The organism is Acinetobacter soli (assembly GCF_000760595.1).
Classification (GTDB): Bacteria; Pseudomonadota; Gammaproteobacteria; order Pseudomonadales; family Moraxellaceae; genus Acinetobacter; species Acinetobacter soli.
In genome coordinates this window covers 15642-29584 of sequence record NZ_BBNM01000004.1, presented here as the reverse complement: position 1 = coordinate 29584, position 13943 = coordinate 15642, and the positions used below count along the sequence as shown (strand labels likewise).

The 13943-nt window shown below is 42.3% G+C and carries 12 protein-coding genes; 2 read left to right on the top strand and 10 right to left on the bottom strand.

Features of this window, described 5'->3' with window-relative positions; all coding sequences use genetic code 11:
* Positions 1-12: 12 nt before the first annotated feature.
* The 3 genes from Aso01_RS06065 to Aso01_RS06055 form a co-directional block, all read right to left on the bottom strand.
* Positions 13-1662, bottom strand: coding sequence for an AMP-binding protein (locus Aso01_RS06065; protein ID WP_004937502.1), 1650 nt, complete (start codon positions 1660-1662; stop codon positions 13-15).
* An 85-nt stretch (positions 1663-1747) separates the two neighbouring features.
* Complete coding sequence (gene mmsB, locus Aso01_RS06060; RefSeq protein WP_004937505.1) at positions 1748-2638, bottom strand: 3-hydroxyisobutyrate dehydrogenase; 891 nt, start codon at positions 2636-2638, stop codon at positions 1748-1750.
* A gap of 10 nt (positions 2639-2648) precedes the next feature.
* Positions 2649-4178, bottom strand: coding sequence for a CoA-acylating methylmalonate-semialdehyde dehydrogenase (locus tag Aso01_RS06055; RefSeq protein ID WP_004937509.1), 1530 nt, complete (start codon positions 4176-4178; stop codon positions 2649-2651).
* A gap of 174 nt (positions 4179-4352) precedes the next feature.
* On the opposite strand from Aso01_RS06055, the gene Aso01_RS06050 reads away from it, so the two are divergent.
* Positions 4353-5237 carry a LysR family transcriptional regulator gene (locus Aso01_RS06050; protein WP_004937514.1) on the top strand — a complete coding sequence of 295 codons (885 nt, stop codon included), beginning with the start codon at positions 4353-4355 and terminating at the stop codon, positions 5235-5237.
* Between the two features lie 62 nt (positions 5238-5299).
* Here Aso01_RS06050 and Aso01_RS06045 read toward each other — a convergent pair whose 3' ends face one another.
* A complete protein-coding gene (locus tag Aso01_RS06045) occupies positions 5300-5599 on the bottom strand; it encodes a DUF1330 domain-containing protein (RefSeq protein WP_004937517.1) in 300 nt (99 codons plus the stop codon).
* A gap of 201 nt (positions 5600-5800) precedes the next feature.
* Between Aso01_RS06045 and Aso01_RS06040 the strand changes: the two genes are divergently transcribed.
* Positions 5801-6526, top strand: coding sequence for a DUF1826 domain-containing protein (locus tag Aso01_RS06040; protein ID WP_004937520.1), 726 nt, complete (start codon positions 5801-5803; stop codon positions 6524-6526).
* On the opposite strand, the gene Aso01_RS06035 is transcribed toward Aso01_RS06040, so the two are convergent.
* The 6 genes from Aso01_RS06035 to Aso01_RS06010 all read right to left on the bottom strand — a co-directional run bounded on the left by Aso01_RS06035 (position 6512) and on the right by Aso01_RS06010 (position 13890).
* On the bottom strand, positions 6512-6823 hold the full coding sequence (locus Aso01_RS06035; protein WP_004937522.1) for a helix-turn-helix domain-containing protein: 312 nt from the start codon (positions 6821-6823) through the stop codon (positions 6512-6514). The genes Aso01_RS06040 and Aso01_RS06035 overlap by 15 nt on opposite strands.
* Complete coding sequence (locus tag Aso01_RS06030; protein WP_004937525.1) at positions 6820-8151, bottom strand: type II toxin-antitoxin system HipA family toxin; 1332 nt, start codon at positions 8149-8151, stop codon at positions 6820-6822. The genes Aso01_RS06035 and Aso01_RS06030 overlap by 4 nt, the downstream gene beginning before the upstream one ends.
* 166 nt (positions 8152-8317) lie before the next feature.
* A complete protein-coding gene (locus Aso01_RS06025) occupies positions 8318-9712 on the bottom strand; it encodes a methylenetetrahydrofolate reductase C-terminal domain-containing protein (protein WP_004937528.1) in 1395 nt (464 codons plus the stop codon).
* 136 nt (positions 9713-9848) lie between these two features.
* On the bottom strand, positions 9849-10325 hold the full coding sequence (locus Aso01_RS06020; RefSeq protein WP_004937531.1) for a winged helix-turn-helix transcriptional regulator: 477 nt from the start codon (positions 10323-10325) through the stop codon (positions 9849-9851).
* Between the two features lie 135 nt (positions 10326-10460).
* Positions 10461-12257: an acyltransferase family protein gene (locus tag Aso01_RS06015; RefSeq protein WP_004937532.1), complete on the bottom strand. Its 1797-nt coding sequence runs from the start codon at positions 12255-12257 to the stop codon at positions 10461-10463.
* A 268-nt stretch (positions 12258-12525) separates the two neighbouring features.
* Complete coding sequence (locus Aso01_RS06010; RefSeq protein WP_004937537.1) at positions 12526-13890, bottom strand: MFS transporter; 1365 nt, start codon at positions 13888-13890, stop codon at positions 12526-12528.
* Positions 13891-13943 lie beyond the last annotated feature (53 nt).

Below are 13943 nucleotides of genomic sequence, written 5' to 3'. Positions count from 1 at the left end.
TGCTTAGGCTATTTAGGCAGTTTGTGAATGTGATTTATTCAATTCTTGATTACGTAACAAGAAACGCTGAATTTTTCCACTTGGCGTTTTTGGAAGTTCAGTTACAAATTCAATCAAACGTGGATATGCATGTGCAGACAACCGTTTTTTGACGAATAAGCTTAATTCCTGTTGTAATTCGGCTGATGCAGTATGGTGATGAGCCAAAATCACAAATGCTTTAATAATTTCAGTCCGCTCTAAATCAGGTACGCCAATCACCGCTGCTTCAATCACGGCGTCGTGTTCGAGCAATGCACTTTCGACATCGAATGGCCCCACCCGATACCCTGAGGTCGTAATAACATCATCGCTACGGCCAACAAAACTCATACTGCCATCGTCATGGATTTCAGCCGTATCGCCTGTTAAATAATATTGTCCAACAAAAGGTGATTTTCGGCTTTCTTCATAGCCTGAAAACCACATCATTGGAGACTGGGCAATATCAATTGCCAAAATACCCGGAACATCAGTAGCTAGTTCATTCCCCTGCTCATCTATAATCGCAATTCGATAACCCGGGCTAGCAAAGCCTGCCGAACCCGAACGTACGGGATGCGCTAGCGCATGATGGTTACATACCACCATCCCGACTTCAGTTTGACCATAATGATCATAAATCGGCACATCTAGTACCTCTTTAAACCAGCGAATCACTTCTGGATTTAAAGGCTCTCCCGCACTACTTACCACACGCAGCTTACCGCGAAGCTGGGCCATTTGTGATGGGTCCGCTGCCATCATCATTCGATAGGCAGTTGGGGCACCCGCCAAATTGGTGATGCCATACTCATTAATAACATCGCATACACTTTCGGCATTGAAACCACCTTCATAAAACAGTGTTGAGTGCCCGAGCAATAAAGGCCCTGTAATGGCGTAATACAACCCATAGGCCCAACCTGGATCTGCAATGTTCCAAAAAATATCATCTTGGCTCAGGCCAATTGCATTTTTCATATAATCACCAAAAGCGATCAGCGCTTTTAGCGGCACTTTTAATGGTTTAGCTGGCCCTGTGGTGCCTGAAGTAAACATGAGCAAAAATGGATCATTGATACTCAACATTTCAAGTTCGACGGTTTCTGTTTGTCGATTTAACTCACGCCAGAAGTCGAAATCTTGCGGATAATTTTGCGTGTGTAACTCTGCCTGCACGGTCACAATCGGAGGACAACTACTGATCTCAGATAATTTTTCACGATTAGCAAGATCTGTTATTACCAACTTGCTTTGCGCCAGTTGGATGCGATGCTCAATTGCTTTGGGTCCAAATGCGGTAAATAAGGGCTGATATACGGCGCCAATCCGCCAAGTGGCTAAAATAGTAATGATCAGCTCTGGTGTTCTTGGCAGTAAACCAGATACTCGATCGCCTTTACGCACGCCCTGTGACTTTAAAAAGCTAGCAAATTGGGTCGAGTATTTTTTGAGTTCACGAAAGCTATATTGTTCTTTACGGCCATCTTTCGCATACCAGTACAAAGCAATCGCGTCAGAATCGGCATGCCGGTCACAGCATTCATAGCACGCATTTACTGCCTGCATAGAACCAGATAGATACTGCTTTGCTACCGTCTCTAAATTAAAATTTTCAATTGTTTTTTGATAATCGAACATATTCAACCTCAGCCTGAGTTTATCGTTATTACTGACAAGTTATTTTGATGAAGCGAATCCTTGCTTCATTGAATCATGGTGTGCTTTAAGTGGGTGTCGTGGTGTATTGATGCATAATGCTGGAAAAGTCCAGATGAGCATGACCGTCTTGACATAACTTTTGATAAAGTTGTTGTACCATGCTACCCAGCACCACAGGTTGCGCAGCCTGTTGAGCGGCATTGACTGCCAAGCCGAGATCCTTAAGCATCAGTTGCGCAGCAAAACCATCCGTATAACCACGCGAAGATGGCGCATTGGCGCAAATATCCGGCCATGGATTATAGATTTCAGAGCTCCAGCAACGTCCAGTTGAACTATTGATCACACCGGCCAGCGCCTGTGGATCCATACCCAGTTTTGCTCCGAGCGCCATCCCTTCTGCCACGGCGGTCATGGAAATGCCTAAAATCAGATTGTTACAGATTTTGGCGACCTGTCCTGTTCCTACAGCACCACAATGCACCAGATTTTTACCCATACAGTTCAGAGGCAACTTGACCGCTTCAAAGGTGGCTTCATCGGCACCTATCATGAAAGTCAAAGTGCCATCTTTTGCGCCCAAGGTACCACCCGATACGGGTGCATCACACACTCGGATTTGTTTAGCTTGAGCAGCGGCGGCAATCTCTTGAATTGTTTGCGGATCAATCGTACTGCTGTCGATACACAAACTACCGGCTTGAAGTACTTGCAAAATGCCTTGTTCACCAAGATAAACATCACGAACATGTTTAGCTGCGGGCAACATAGTCACCACAACTTCTGCATGCTGAGCAGCGTCCTGCGGATGATCACAGACTACGCCACCCGCTACTGCAAAATGATCTAGCGCTGTTTGACTTAAATCATAACCAAACACTTGATGACCTGATTTGAGCAAATTTTGTGCCATGGCACCGCCCATATTCCCCAAACCAATAAATGCGATCTTCATACCATTCCCCTTAGCGCAGACTAATCGTTGTATTTACACCACTGGTTTCTTGATCATCTTCAAACCATCGGCTCGTAATGGTTTTGGTTTGGGTGTAAAACTGCACTGCCTGTTTACCGTAAGGCCCTAAATCTCCAAGCTTTGAACCACGTGAACCGGTAAAGCTGAAGAAAGGAACTGGCACAGGAATTGGAATATTAATGCCCACCTGACCGATATCAATCTGATGCTGGAATATACGCGCTGTATGGCCATTTTGAGTAAATAGACCAACACCATTACCAAAAGGGTTGGCATTGATCAGTGCAATCGCCTGTTCCAACGTATCAACATGCATAATGGCAAGTACAGGGCCAAATACTTCTTCCTGATAAATCCGCATATCGGTGGTGACCTGATTAAAAATCGTTGGGCCAACAAAATTACCCTGCTCATATCCAGACACCTGCACATCACGCCCGTCCAGTAACAGTTTTGCACCTTGTTCAACGCCACTATTGATCAGATCAATCACACGCGCTTTAGCACGGGTAGAAATGACTGGCCCCACATCGGTATTCGGCTCATGTCCGGCATTAACTTTCAATGTTTTAGCTTTATTGACAAGTTCATCTACCCAATGCTGGGCTTCTCCTACCATGATCGCCACAGAAAGCGCCATACAGCGTTGTCCTGCTGCACCAAACGCTGCACCTACTAAAGCATTTAATGTTTGTTCTTTATTGGCATCTGGCATGACCACAACATGGTTCTTTGCACCCATCATCGACTGTACACGTTTGCCATGCTGACCAGCCAGTTGATAGACATGCGTACCTACAGCAGTTGAACCCACAAAAGAGATGGCTTTGATATCGTGATGAGTACACAGCAGATCGACGACTTCTTTACCACCATGTACCACATTCAGTACACCAGCAGGGATACCCGCTTCAATTGCCAGCTCTACAAGCATCATGGTCGATAATGGATCTTGTTCTGAAGGCTTTAAAACAAAGGTATTTCCACACACAATCGCCATTGGAAACATCCATAGTGGAATCATGGCGGGAAAATTAAAGGGTGTAATCCCCGCACACACACCAAGCGGCTGCTGTACGGTATAGGTATCGACACCACGTGCAACACCTTCTATATACTCTCCCATTTGCAAAGTACCAATCGAACAAGCATGCTCGACAACTTCAAGACCACGCTGAATATCTCCTTCGGCATCGGCCAAAGTTTTTCCTTGTTCTGCTGTCAACACTTGCGCAATACTTTTTAAGTTATTGCGAATCAGATCTTGCAGCTTGAGCATAATACGCATACGTGCCTGAATAGGTGTTTGGCGCCAACTGGCCAAAGCATTTTGTGCAGCTGCAATCGCAGCATTGACTTCTTCGGCTGTCGCAAAAGGCACTTGTCCTAAAACTTCTTGTGTCGCTGGATTGACAATATCTTGCCAATGGCTTGTTGTTGACTCGACAAATTCACCATTGATCAGTAGTTGTGCTGTGGTGAATCCGGTACTTTGCTGTGGATGATGAATCGCGTTCATGATCGCTCCGTGCTTGTTTGTTATTGTCGTTGTAATCGCCTTTACTGGCTTCTTTAACGCATTTTTTTACGCTGTTTCAGCAGACTAACAAAGAACACTTTGACCACCAATAGAAATTGATGCACGATGATTGTGCAAATATGCACAGGAATTTAACAGGATGTTAAATAAAAAATGAAAGTAGATTGGGATCATTTACGCTTTTTTTTGGTTTTGGCACGCGCGAAAACACTGACCAATGCGGCTCGTCTAATCGGGGTTGAACACAGTACAGTGGCACGGCGTATTCAGGCGCTAGAAAGCACTTTAGGAACACAGCTGTTTAAACGTGAAGCCACTGGTTATGAGCTCACCTCTGAAGGTTTGGCGTTGGTACCACGTGTGGAGCAGATGGAACAATCTTTCATTCAGATAGAAAAACGCCATGACCCGTTACAGGGACGGGTGCGTATTGGAGCACCCGAAGGTTTCGGTACGGCATTTCTGGCGGGTTTACTGGCTGAGTTTTCAAAACATTATCCGTTACTGACCATCGATCTCATACCGGTACCAAAAACAATTAAACTTTCACATCGTGAAGCGGATATTGTCATTTCTATCGATCGCCCTAAATCTGGGCCATATATTATTACCCGGCTCACCAATTACTGTTTAAAGCTCTATGGTAGTCGGCACTATTTAGAGCAACATCCGCCTATTGAAAAGCTAGATGATTTACGACAGCATCGTTTTGTCGATTATATCGATGATCTGGTGTATAGCACGGCGTTGTATTCGTTAGAACGTTTACCTCTGCAAGTGAGCGCTTGTTTTCGCAGTAACAGTATTTTGGCACAGGAAATTGCAGTGCGTGCTGGTGCTGGACTGGCCATTTTGCCAAGGTTTCTGGTTCGTGATAAAACTGAATTGGTGGAGGTGCTGAGCGATCAGTTAAGTTTTTCTCATACGTTTTGGATGCTTACGCTGGTCGATTTACAGCACGAACCCAGAATTAAGCTGGTATGGGATTTTTTACGTAAGCAGGCCGATGTACAGCAAGAACTTTTAATGGGCGGATAATCAGACGTACCCTATTCATAAAAAAGCGCCTTAATTGGGCGCTTCTTGTTCATTAGAGTGAATTAGACTGGCTCTTTGAGACCTTCAATAATAAACACGCGGTAATTCGCCCCTTTAAGACGATGTTGTAACGCATCTTGATACTCTGGACTGTTATACCATTCACGTGCTGCTGCCATATCTGGAAAACGTAAAATCACAGCACCTTCAATATCACTACCTTCAAGTACTTCGAATTTGCCATAAAACGCAAGCGGCGTAAGGTCACGACCTTCACGTGCAAGTGGTGCCTTTTCTGCATACTGTGTCATTTGCTCAGCGTCTGAGGTGCTTTCACGGGTAAATACAACATAGGCAGACATTGAAAAGTCCTTATTTTAAAAATTGAAGTTATATTGTTTTAACTGAAAGGATCGGCTTTTGCCTAGTGCTTTTCAGTTAACGATACACAATAGAAAAAATATTTATCATTCGCTTACCCATAGAGACCAAAAGTTAAAGCTTTAGCGTGATTACCACTTATGCTTTAAACTATATCCCAGTTTAAATGTACGTGATCCAAGATGGCCCAACACTTGCCAAACCCTCAAATCAACACAGAATTTTCTGGTATAGATCAAATTAAAGTCGTTAGCAATTTTGCAGACCTAATGAAAACTCGATTCCACGGCGAAATGAATGCAGTTTGCTGGCACAGAGCATTGATAGGTAACTTTCAGGAAATTGTTGAACATCTTGAACTGAAAGACAATATCACCGAAGTGACACCTAAAGATCTTTGGGCATTGGATTTGTCTACTCAGGGGAAATTGGCAAGAACGCTTATTCTAAATGACTTACAACAATTAACCGATGCGGGTGCATCGCCTACTTTGAACTTGCTTAAATGTTACGAACGCGATGAAGAGCTAGATTTTATTGCGACCGATGTATATTCATATCATGTCGATCGTTCACCTATTGAAACAGATACCATCTTATGCACGTACTATGGTCCGGCCAGCGATATTATATCTAATCATCAAGTACAGCAGAAAGTCAGCATTCCGGAAATACGTGAAAAACTGAAGCAGCTTCATGATGGCCCAGCGTCTGAGTTTGAGCAATTTTTAGAAGAATATTTTTTTGACTTGCACTATGCCGAACTGCCAAATGCTCAACCGATTCATCTGGGTTTAGGTCATCTTTGGCGCTTGGCAGTAGATCATCCAACTCAGCAGGCTTTACCTTGTGTTCATCGTGCTCCTATGGAGTATCTAGATCAGTATCGTCTTTTACTCATTTGCTGATGAAACAATCTTTTTCACCACATGATCATGGGTTGGCACCAAACCTGCTTTTAATCCTAAAGGCTTAAAAACCTTATCTAACACCGACTGCGTGAGTTTACCTTTATCCTGCTCGATATCGGTGAGCGTGCGTCGGCTGATACCCACCAGTTTGGCATATTGTTCTTGGGTGACGCCCAATACATTTTTTCTTAAATGCATTAACAGTTGCCCCAAGGTAATTTTACCCAACAGATACTGGGTATATAGGTCGATCAGGATCTGCTGACGATCTTGTGCTGGAGTATTCGGCTTCATAGCAGCTCCCAACGTTTTAGTTTCGCTTCAATATAGTCAAATGACAGAACAGGCATATCCACGATTTGCTGCGGTACGCCCTTATCGATCAAGCGTTGTTTAAGATGTACGAGCTTGTGTGCCAAACGCTGCAATGTTTCAAAGGCAAGTTCAGGTGGGCACCATGGCGCCAGTTTTTGCGTAATCAGTGCCCAGCGATATTCTCCGCCTTCTTCATATGGGCTTCCCCACGTCGTCGAGCGAACAACTTGTTCTGGATCGGCTTTCATCGGCGCAAAATCATAAATAGGTGCCAATGTGATGCTGCCAAATTTCTTTAAAAATGAGGTGTTTCGTCCGTGGTTGTCGGAATTACCAAAAATAATATTGAGTAAATCACGCTGTAACCACTCACACACAAAAGCGGAGCCATCAAAATTTGGATCAATCGAAGTTAAGATCGAACACAACTCCTCAATGACTTCAAAATGATTGAGATGGCTACCAGCTGATTTATTAAGTATTGAATAAACCGACTCAAGACCATACCGTTGCCAATACTCATTTTGCCATTCAGTGTCAAAGCGTGGTAACCATAAGGACGGATACTGACGACCTTCGATCAATTTCATTCGATTAACGTCAATGGTATCGAAGCCCAAATCGTGTAATTCGCGATAGTAATAATATTCTGCCCTTAAGATATTACAATCAATTTCACTACGATTATTCCTCGGGAATTTAACCAGATAGTATTGATCTGGCTGCTCAAAGTTTTGTTGATAGGTATCAATCCAGACCTGTTGTTCAGGCGATACGCGAATTAAAAGCTTGGGCGCTTCACCACCTGCACCGGTAGCTCCGCCACTAATGGCACCCATCTGCTGCGCATATTCTAAAAAGTCGATATTGCGGTCGGCAACATCAGCTACAGTAAAGTATCTAAGATGTAAGGTTGAATCTGGATTGAGTGGCTCAAGCGCATCTTTAATGCGTAAATTCCCAACAGGTGCAATTCCCCCTTTTTCAAGCAAGATGCTATCTTGCTCGGCTTGAGGCAAACGTTGCAAATCGAGATAATTAACCCAGTAACGGCGCGCTGCACCCGATGGAACAATATCGTCTAGAAATCCAAACCAGCTTTTAGATTCATGTTTAATTAACAACTGTACAGGAAGTGAGAGACTACAGGCATGTTCATCGCGCTGCTCTAAATGCTTAAGTGCATAGTCGAGTTCATATTCCAGCTCACAGGCTCCCGCTACACCAAGCTGTGGCTGAAGCAATGTAAGCGTCGCAATATCTAACCATTGAGTATTTAGCAAGGCCTGTAATGTGAGTATTTTCATTTTTATAAATGAGCAATTATTTTCTCAAAAATATCACAATAACAATTTAATGTGAATATATTTGCGCATAATTAAAACTTTTAAGCATTTTTGAGCAATTTTTTGCACAATACTATTTATACAATATCATAAGGTATTTTACACATCTTTGGATTCAGTCTTAAGGTTAGACCTCTACGGCCAAGTACCAGTTTTTCCAAGAACTACTGCCACGTGTTGCAATGGGAACAGTCGGAATCAGCTTATCTTTTAAAATTTGAGTTTGTTCTACTGCCTTGGCTAAGCGCGCCTTGACTGAATGTATGCACTCCCGATCGCCAAATTCACAGCGATCCAGACTGGTGCCCCCACATGGGCCATTGGCCAGTCCTTTAGGGCAGGTTTCAGGGCAGATATAGAGTGTATCGGCCAGACGACATTGACCACAGCTTTCACAGCCAACTAATCGATGTTTACTGAATGATTCAGTTTTCAGTAACATCTTGGTCATTAGATGCGTATTCCAAAAGGCTGCCTTAAAAATAAAACGTCCAGCGTTTTTAGCCGGCTTAGACATAAACAAGGCATCGTGCATAAATTGCAAATGACGATACTTCACCATCTCAAGGCGACTCGGCTTTCGTGCACTTGGTAAGCGCTCGGGCTGTAACTCAAGCCCCGTTTGAATATGCCATAAGCGTTTATAATGCTGCTCTAGCGCAGCCAGATCCAAATGACGATACTCTTCGATATATTCAGCTAGGCGTGCCTGTTCATCTGGCTTATGGCAGGCAGACAAATGAACACCTGCAAAACCCAGTTGCTCACAAATTAATATCTGTAATGCACAGCGTGCATACACATGGGCTGTCTGTCCTGTTTGTTTTTCATGTTTAAGTACATTCAGCATATGCGGTGTAATTACAATACCCGCCACTTTATGCTTGATCATGTAATTGGCTCGCGCCAATGTTAGAGGCATCACACAGGCCACAATCTTTTGAGCGTAATCATGGCTGGTTAAAAATGCTTTGGCCTGTTGAAGTGCTTTAATGTCGTAGCCGAGTTGGGTAATGATGAAATCTGCACCCGCTTTGAGTTTTTTATGAAGTTTTAAATACTGCGCATCGCGCTCTGCCTCAACATATTTAAATGGATTAAGCGCAACACCGATATGAAAAACACCAACATGTTGAGCGGCAGCCACCGCATTTACAGACTCTAAGTAGCGTGTACGTGGTCGACCATTTGTGCCGTCGCTGTGCGATTTGAGCTTATCTCCACTTAATAACAGCAGATTTTGAATATTGGCAGCTTTTGCTTGTGCAAGAAAAGCTTCGAAATCTTGTATATCACGATCTTTGCCGGAAAAATGCAGCAATTTTTCCACAGCAGAATCATATGTACGACTCGCGTCTAAGGGTGCAAGATCATGGTCTGAATGAACACGATCTGCAAGTGCCATTACGGTGGGATAACCGGCAATTTCAGTTTGAAGCGGATGATATGGTGTCAATGACGTTAGGTATTCGACCAAAACACAAAACTGACGTTGCTGAAAATAAGAAGCAAGTGATGACATGAAATCGCGTGTAGCAAAACATAACGTAAACAGGCTGCATAGTATACGCGATCTGGCTATGCAATCCAAAGCATCAGATCAATTGATGCATGAAAGACATCATCCAAAATAAGGTTTAAAGCGTTGGTTAAGTTGATCATGTGCCAGTTTGACTGATTACAGGCACAAATCCTTTTCCAGGCACAGGTTGGACGTGCTTCGCACGAAGTGGAATTTTACAATGCGAACAAACCAAAACGGGTTTAAACACATGACCACATTCTTTATGAATATAATCTATAGGTGCGCCGTGACCTTGATCCATCCAAGTATTTCCCCATTGTGCCATGCTCATCAAGATTGGGTATAAATCGAGCCCTTTCTCGGTAAGTTTATATTCAAAACGTTTATTCGACGCGGTGTACGGTACTTTAACCAAAATCTCTGCATCTACTAGATTTATCAAACGTTCCGTAAGTAAATGACGAGTGACACCCAAGCTTTTTTGAAAATCTTCAAAACGACGAATTCCTAAAAAGGCATTGCGCAAGATTAACAGCGTCCATCGATCTCCAATCACGGACAGTGTTCTGGCTATTGAACACGGCTGTTTACCGATTTCTTCCCATTTCATAGCAGCAATATCTGTAGTATCGTTGATCCTACTATAGAATATATTGCGTTAAAAATCCTGTTGTGATCTATGGCATATGCCAGTAACTATCTAGTCATCTAGTACCCATCTTAACTTGTACTTCTATCTCGACTATTACCTTGAAGATTCAAATGCTTGACGAATGACAGGAACCATCAACTGGCTTCCTGTAAGCGTGAGATGGTCATCATCAAAATAATACGGACGTTTGTCTGCTGTGCTGATCTGACATACAGGTGTACAAAACGTCTGAACGACTGGTAAGGTTTGAAAATTAGGATATCGAGCTTCGAGTTGCTTCGCCTGCTGTATCAGCGTCTGATTACGTTTAAGATAATCTTGCTCAGTGATATGAGAACTGCGCCCATAGTAAAGTGTGGCCGGGATTGATTTATAATAGTAATTGCCATGTTCATACACCGGAACAGGCATGATCAGGCTCAAACGAATCTGATGCTTTGCTGCTAGTTCAGCAAGACGATCTAGTTTTTTAGGGTTTAAGGTATCGACCTTATAGTGAATAAAAATCCATTTTGCATGGCGTTTTAAGGTTTCTTGAATAATAGCCTCTGGTGGCAAAATCTCTCGTGTCATCGGGTCATTGACCGCGAATAAATAGGTATTGAATCCACGCTGTACTGCAATATCGGCAAAGACGTTCTTGATTGAATCTGAATGGCTATTACCTAACAACACCACAGATTGCTTTTGTTCGTCGGTATTAATACGGCAAGTGAGTGTGTTGGGGTGAATAATCGGGAAGAAAAGACCGCATCGATATACAGAGCGATCGGTTAGACCAGAAAATATGTTTTTTTCGACTTGTGTATACTGAGTTTGGTAAATGACTTTCGAGCAACCGATCAACCCAAATACTGTAATACATCCAATGATATAAACTTTGAAGATGTGATGATATTTCCGCGTTTCGATCAATTTGTAAAGCAGCACAGACAAAAGCATGATCAATATCAAGAGCGTGACTTGCTCCTGAATATTTGCAGGGTGCATGATGGTCCCTGAAAAAGGCTTGTACAAGTACAAAACAATCACAGGAAAATGCACCAAATAAATAGAATAAGAATATTTGCCAAGATGGACAAAAAGTTTAGCTATGGGTGAATTGATTAAAAACTTAGGTAAGCCAAACACTAAAATAACAGCGGTTGCGAGGCAAACGAGTAAAGCAAATAAACTAGGATGTGCTTCAATACGGTTAAAACTGTTACCGTTGACATGCATAAACGGAATTGCAACCAGCAAACATAAACCAATTAATCCGATCCAGGATTGATTGAATTTTAAGTTACCTTGCTCTGTGAAGTACTTGGCAACCATAAAACCAATCAAGAACTCCCAAAGCCGAAGTGGCATCATAAAGAATGAGGTTTTAGGTGATATGCCGACTTCGTATATACATAAGCCCAATGAGATCAGCGTGGTTAAGAGAAGCAAAGCCCGATTTTTATTGAAAAACCAAACCAATAATGGCACAAATAAATAAAACTGTATTTCGACACCCAGCGACCAAAGATGCAGTAAGGGTTTAAAATTACTTTTGTCGAAATAGGTATTGAGCGTCCAAAAGCTTAAATTATTGGCAAAAAAGAGACTAAAAAAAGCCTGCTTTTCAACTTGTATCATTTCTGATGGAAGCAACAGCAGCATAGATGCCAACAGCGTACCGATCACCACAGCAAAATAGCTTGGTAGTAAGCGTTTTGCACGGCGCTCAAAAAAGTCGTGTACATTGCCGGTTTTATACAACACAGCCATTAAGAAACCGCTAATCACAAAAAAGATATCGACACCAAGAAAACCACTGGCCAATTGAGAAAACTCAAGATGAAACAGCACCACGAGGCTCACAGCGATGCCCCTTAAAATCTGGATATCATGTCTAAATTGCATAGCGGGAGATACAAGAAAATGTGCGCTATATAGTATTGAATCGAAATAATTTTGGCTATGCTTTTTCCATCTTTGCAGCACGATTACCACTCACCTGTTTGTGGGTAGGTTTCACCACTCAAAACCTCTGGTGTATTGTCAGCTCATAATCCAGTTTAAGTGTTTTAAGTCGTTTTTCTTCTGGCCAATGAGTATTTGTATCAAAAAAAGCACATCAGCGTATCTAATGTGCTTTTCGTGTTTTGGGGAGCAATCAAGTAATGGTAGATTAGGCACTACTTGATTCGTTCAAACTTGTTTTTACTTCTTGTACTTGTTGCTCATCATCAAATTTATGACGTTTTAAAGTTAATATCGCGCAGATTGCTAACATTGCAGGGATAGAAATCATCACAAAATTCATGGTATGCGGTAAGTTCAAGGTTAATAACAAACCCGTCAAAATCGGACCGACAATCGCACCAATTCGACCTACACCCGAAGCACAGCCAATTCCAGTTGAGCGAACACTCAATGGATAGTATTGAGCAACATAGCTATAAAGAAGGATTGAAGTTCCAATCGTCGCTGCACCAGCCACAGTGACTAAACCATATAAAACATAAGCTGGAGAGTTAAATCCTAAGCCGATCAGTGCCACTACACCTGCCATCAGCATTCCCATAATTACAGGTTTTAAATGGAATTTGTCTGAAAGAATACCGCCACCAATTGAACCCATCATGGCACCCACATTTAGGGCAAACAAGAATAAGATACTCTTGCCGAGTGAATAACCTGCTGCAAGCATAAGTTTTGGCAACCAACTACTTAGTGCGTACACCATTAATAAGCACATAAAGAACAACACCCAAAACATAAGCGTATTGAATGCACGTCCTTGTTGAAATAAGCCTTTTACAGAACTACCTGCTGGAACATGATCTTCATTCAGCACTAAACGTGTATTGATACCGATGCTTTGTTCAGGTGAAATTTTTTGAATGATCCTATGTGCTTGATCCGTTTTGCCAGTTTTAACCAAAAAGGTTAAAGATTCAGGCAAGAATTTCCAAATCACAGGTAATAAAATCAAAGGAACACCGGCAATCAAGAACATGATTTGCCAACCCTGACTTTCAACTAAATAACTTCCGATCAGTGCTGATAAAATGCCACCGATGGCATAACCACTAAACATTGTGCCAACTAAAGTACTGCGAATACGTTTGGGTGCGTACTCTGATGTGAGTGCGACGAGATTTGGCATCACCCCGCCTATTCCTAAACCTGCTAAAAACCGTAAAATACCAAATTCATAAGGATTAGATGCAAATGCACCTAAAAAAGTAAACCCACTAAAAAACGTCACACAAATTAAAATAACATTTTTGCGTCCGATTTTATCTGCCAAAGCACCAAACGACATTGCACCAAACATCATCCCGCATAACGCCGTACTGGCGAGCATGCCTGCTTGTACAGAAGTGAGAGACCATTCCTGCATGAGTAAGGGTAAAACTACGCCATAAATGACGAGATCGTAACCATCAAAAATAATAATCATTAAGCACCAAAGTAAAATACTCCAGTGAAAAGGTGTAAATTTTGCTTGATCAATTACTGCATTTACATTAACTGTAGATGTTGTCATTCTGCATCTCCTCAATGAGAAAAATTCCTAATTAATATTTAAAACGACATAAT

What these genes read in the sequence shown, in the direction of transcription:
- Aso01_RS06065 (WP_004937502.1), bottom strand. Translation starts at nt 1,662, where the DNA reads ATGTTCGATTATCAAAAAACAATTGAAAATTTTAATTTAGAGACGGTA.
- mmsB (WP_004937505.1), bottom strand. Translation starts at nt 2,638, where the DNA reads ATGAAGATCGCATTTATTGGTTTGGGGAATATGGGCGGTGCCATGGCA.
- Aso01_RS06055 (WP_004937509.1), bottom strand. Translation starts at nt 4,178, where the DNA reads ATGAACGCGATTCATCATCCACAGCAAAGTACCGGATTCACCACAGCA.
- Aso01_RS06050 (WP_004937514.1), top strand. Translation starts at nt 4,353, where the DNA reads ATGAAAGTAGATTGGGATCATTTACGCTTTTTTTTGGTTTTGGCACGC.
- Aso01_RS06045 (WP_004937517.1), bottom strand. Translation starts at nt 5,599, where the DNA reads ATGTCTGCCTATGTTGTATTTACCCGTGAAAGCACCTCAGACGCTGAG.
- Aso01_RS06040 (WP_004937520.1), top strand. Translation starts at nt 5,801, where the DNA reads ATGGCCCAACACTTGCCAAACCCTCAAATCAACACAGAATTTTCTGGT.
- Aso01_RS06035 (WP_004937522.1), bottom strand. Translation starts at nt 6,823, where the DNA reads ATGAAGCCGAATACTCCAGCACAAGATCGTCAGCAGATCCTGATCGAC.
- Aso01_RS06030 (WP_004937525.1), bottom strand. Translation starts at nt 8,151, where the DNA reads ATGAAAATACTCACATTACAGGCCTTGCTAAATACTCAATGGTTAGAT.
- Aso01_RS06025 (WP_004937528.1), bottom strand. Translation starts at nt 9,712, where the DNA reads ATGTCATCACTTGCTTCTTATTTTCAGCAACGTCAGTTTTGTGTTTTG.
- Aso01_RS06020 (WP_004937531.1), bottom strand. Translation starts at nt 10,325, where the DNA reads ATGAAATGGGAAGAAATCGGTAAACAGCCGTGTTCAATAGCCAGAACA.
- Aso01_RS06015 (WP_004937532.1), bottom strand. Translation starts at nt 12,257, where the DNA reads ATGCAATTTAGACATGATATCCAGATTTTAAGGGGCATCGCTGTGAGC.
- Aso01_RS06010 (WP_004937537.1), bottom strand. Translation starts at nt 13,890, where the DNA reads ATGACAACATCTACAGTTAATGTAAATGCAGTAATTGATCAAGCAAAA.